Origin of the sequence: Paraburkholderia sp. SIMBA_027, from assembly GCF_046535315.1 — a bacterium.
GTDB classification, from domain to species: domain Bacteria; phylum Pseudomonadota; class Gammaproteobacteria; order Burkholderiales; family Burkholderiaceae; genus Paraburkholderia; species Paraburkholderia tropica.
This window is the reverse complement of record NZ_JAWRWY010000049.1, coordinates 1-3,517: the sequence shown is the minus strand read 5'-3', so window position 1 is coordinate 3,517 and position 3,517 is coordinate 1. Positions and strand designations below refer to the sequence as shown.

Here is a 3,517-nt window from a genome sequence, read left to right as displayed (position 1 = left end):
CTATCTCAGCCCCATCGAGTACCGTGAAAGCCTCGGCCTAACGACATAAAACAGTCCAAGAAAATAGCCGCATCCCCGGTTGGTCAGGATTCCGTGCAAATCAACACCGAGCTGAACTCGAGCGAAGGGGTAAATAGCGTGCTCCTACGTCTTTCGTAGGGTATTCAAAGCTGATTGACTTCGTAAATTGTGGTCATGCGCTACGAGGTAGACTCCAGTGGAGAGGCCCAATTGAGCCACCAGATATAAAATAAGCGGGTCTTTTGAATAGTGGGGATTTGCGTACTCGTAAAGTACCTGGTTCTCTGGGTTCCAAAAAATGAAAGAAGACGTGAGGCGGGTACTTCGTGAAGAGCGGCCATTAAAAGGTAGGGACATCGCCAAGCGAATTGGCCACTACCGCAGTGCTTCAACCCATTTCTGGACAGAATCCGAGACGTTTTACATAAAATAAAGAGCCCGAATAATCCTTGGCCGAGGAGCAAGAGCTAGTCGTCTTTCTACCCGTCGACTGGCTCACAGTTGAGCAGCTCGAGACTGCACTATGCGGCAGTGGTTCGCCGCTTGTGATGCCGGCCACATTGTTTTTCGACTTACCTCGAAGCTCCTAATTGATGCCCTTGCGTGCTATCAGCAATCAGGTCGTCGCCAGTGGCATGATCTCCAGCATGTCGACGTCTATCATGCTGAGTTCGTTCAGACCACTGAACTGGCGATTGTCACTGATTCGAGTACAAAGGCGGTTCAAGCTTCTGTCGACTGACTGAGCGGCCGTTCAGAGGACATTGATTCTGGAATTGATAGTTTGCATCGCGCTTCAATGGAAGTTGTTCGCCCCTCGGACGATGACTGATGCGATCCTTATAGTGTTGCTATGAAAAGTGAACGCCGCCGAGCCTGTTGGGGAGCTCGACGGCGCTCTGGATCGGCGGAATACAGGAACACATTCAATAGTCGCAGGCGGACTTGAGTGCGGCCATGTTCTGAAAGCTGCAGCAACAACGCGCGCCAGTGGTGTCACGGAGCAGCATGACGCGGCATGTCTTATGCGGCTGCCTTCGCCAACGGCAGCTCAGTTGCCGGCACAGTATTCTCGATGGGCGCTGATGCTATCGCCTTGCCCTGCAGTTGAGCTTTCGCAGCGGTGGTTTTTTTCGCAGGCGCCTTGCGGGCAGTCGTCGCTTTCTTTGCCGGGACGGCCTTTTTGGTCACGGTCGCCTTCTTTGCTGCAGTCGCCTCTTTCTGAGTATCTGCCCCCTTAACTGCTTCGGCCTTCTTTGCCGTGGCTGCTCGTTTTCCCGCAGTCCTGCTTACGGAGGCCGCTTTTTTTGCAGGAGCCACGTTTTTTATCGCATTTGCTTGTTTGGCAGGTGTCGCCTTCTTCGCTGTCGCGCTCTTCTTCGCGGTTGCCGTTTTCTTGGCGGCCGGGGCCTCGACAGCCTTGTTATCGGCTTTTGCAATCAAGAAGCGCGTGCGGTCTTTTGCATTTGCAATCCAGGACGGAGCGCGGCCGCGACCGCTCCAGGTCGCACCTGACTTCGGATCGCGATAAAGCGCCGGTTGCGGGCCGCGTTTGTAGTTTCCAGCACGCTTCGCTTCGGCTTTCACAGGTGCAGGGGATTGGGACGCACCCTCAACCAGAAACTTACTCCGGTCTTTCGCGCTGGCGATCCATTGCGGGGCACGCCCGTGTCCCGTCCACGTCGCGCCGCTCTTCGGATCGCGGTACTTCGCAACCGACGCTGTGCCGACTGCGCTTGCGGGTTTGCGACCGCGACGCTTGCCTACGTGAGCGTCGACGTCGGCAACGCTGATACCGTGCTTGTCCATCAAGTCGCGGATCTTGTTCAAGACGACTGTCGACTTGCTAACGACAATTGCTTCTGCCTGAGCCTGAAGCTTTGCAATCTTTGCCTGAATGGAATCGAGCGTTGCCATTGTTTTTTGTTTCCCTGAGGTTGGTTTGACGCACTATGCCACAACGCGCATTTGAATTGTTGAAGTGCGGGTATTCGCCATGTGAAATGTTCACTCCGTGGATTTCCGACTGTTTCAGTCCGATCCGTCACATGCCAATGTTTAGAAAAGCTATCGGCTCATGAGTAGCTTTTGAAGGGTGGGTCTTTCACGCATTAGCAGTGACAGCCGATGAATGAAAAGGTTGTTTAATTCTAACTATTTGTGAGCAGATTTCTCCACGACTGTGTTGGACACGAATCGTGAAGGTCAAAGTCTATGCGGTCCCGAGCGGATCTCAGTCCCTATGCGTTGTTCTCGTTGGGTGCAGCAAGCACGTCGCGGCTACGGCAAATCGTCGTTGGGTCTGGTGGAGGGGCGCAACACAACAAAGAACATCGACGAAGTCGCGGGATCGTTACGACAGCGTCGCGCGCCGACTTGGCACAGGAGGCAATCGCCAGCAGGAAATGCATCTAACAGTCTGTTGCTTCTACCTTACATCAGCGCCTCTCGGCGGAATCAGTGATCGAAGTTGATCTGATTTTGGTCCTATTAAGCAGATGTCACCATGCAAGATCGCTTGTACCGGATGCCGTGTACAAATTGAGGACCGCGGCACGTCGTTAAAGGGTGTCGACTACCTAGGGTAACGATGGCTTGCGTACGAGATTTGGTGCGGCTGTACGCCGCGTTTCATTCTTCTCACGCGATCGCAGGTGCAGGTACAGATAGAACGCGTCGATGTCGTGATGTGAACGGAGCATTGCGTCGTCTCTATCGCAACAGCTGTCTGGAAATCGGGCGGCGAGCAAGTTCCGCGTCAGTCTCTATCGGATGTTGAGGCTCATCAGCAGGAAGGCTATGGCAAACCGGACTCGCGTTGTTTGATTGATGAGCCAGAAAAACCTGAATATGCGAAAGGTAGAACATGGATGATGAAACCGGAGAGGAGGTCGCTGCGATAGCCGGTAAGCTCCTACAGCAGGTCATCGAGCTCGGGCTCGCCTGGGACGAAGCCGTGGCCGCCTTCGGCCTGGTGGCTACGGCCGCGCTGGCTGCCGCGAATGCCGGTGCGGACCTCGGTGGAGACTGTGTTTCGATTGCGCGCCAACAATTGATGGCGGCGTTTGAGTTTGATGTGAGGGTCATCGTCGCGACGAACCTTCCGGATCGCGCCGAAGCGGAGGCGGGCGACAATCCTCTGCTCGCGACAGCACTACGCCGGCACGGTAGCAAGTTGCACTGAGCTGGAGTTGCACAACGCGGTGAAGGTGAATTGAACATCCCGCTAGGCATATCGTTACGAAGGTTGCCCCGCATCATGCCAATGCCGAAGGAGACTGCAGGACGGCGCGAGTCGGAAAAGTGCTGTGTGTCGATAAACGCGCCGAATGTGGCCATCGAGGCAAGCGGCGGCTCAAATGGGATTGGCACGACGGAGATGCCTCGCCCCGCTCATTCTGCGGCGCGCCAGTTGCGCTCTAGAGCGTGTTAGGCACTTGTATTACAATTAAGGGCTGCGAAGTGGACAAGCATAAGCACGGCGAATACGACGAAA

The 3,517-nt window shown here is 54.8% G+C and carries 2 protein-coding genes; one reads left to right on the top strand and one right to left on the bottom strand.

Annotated elements, in window-relative coordinates; genetic code table 11:
- Positions 1-1,044 precede the first annotated feature (1,044 nt).
- Entirely contained in the window at positions 1,045-1,938 is an 894-nt protein-coding gene (locus SB764_RS37945; protein WP_410866453.1) for an H-NS family nucleoid-associated regulatory protein, read from the bottom strand.
- 949 nt (positions 1,939-2,887) lie between these two features.
- Between SB764_RS37945 and SB764_RS37940 the strand changes: the two genes are divergently transcribed.
- Positions 2,888-3,205: a hypothetical protein gene (locus SB764_RS37940; protein ID WP_410866452.1), complete on the top strand. Its 318-nt coding sequence runs from the start codon at positions 2,888-2,890 to the stop codon at positions 3,203-3,205.
- The last annotated feature ends 312 nt before the right edge of the window (positions 3,206-3,517 follow it).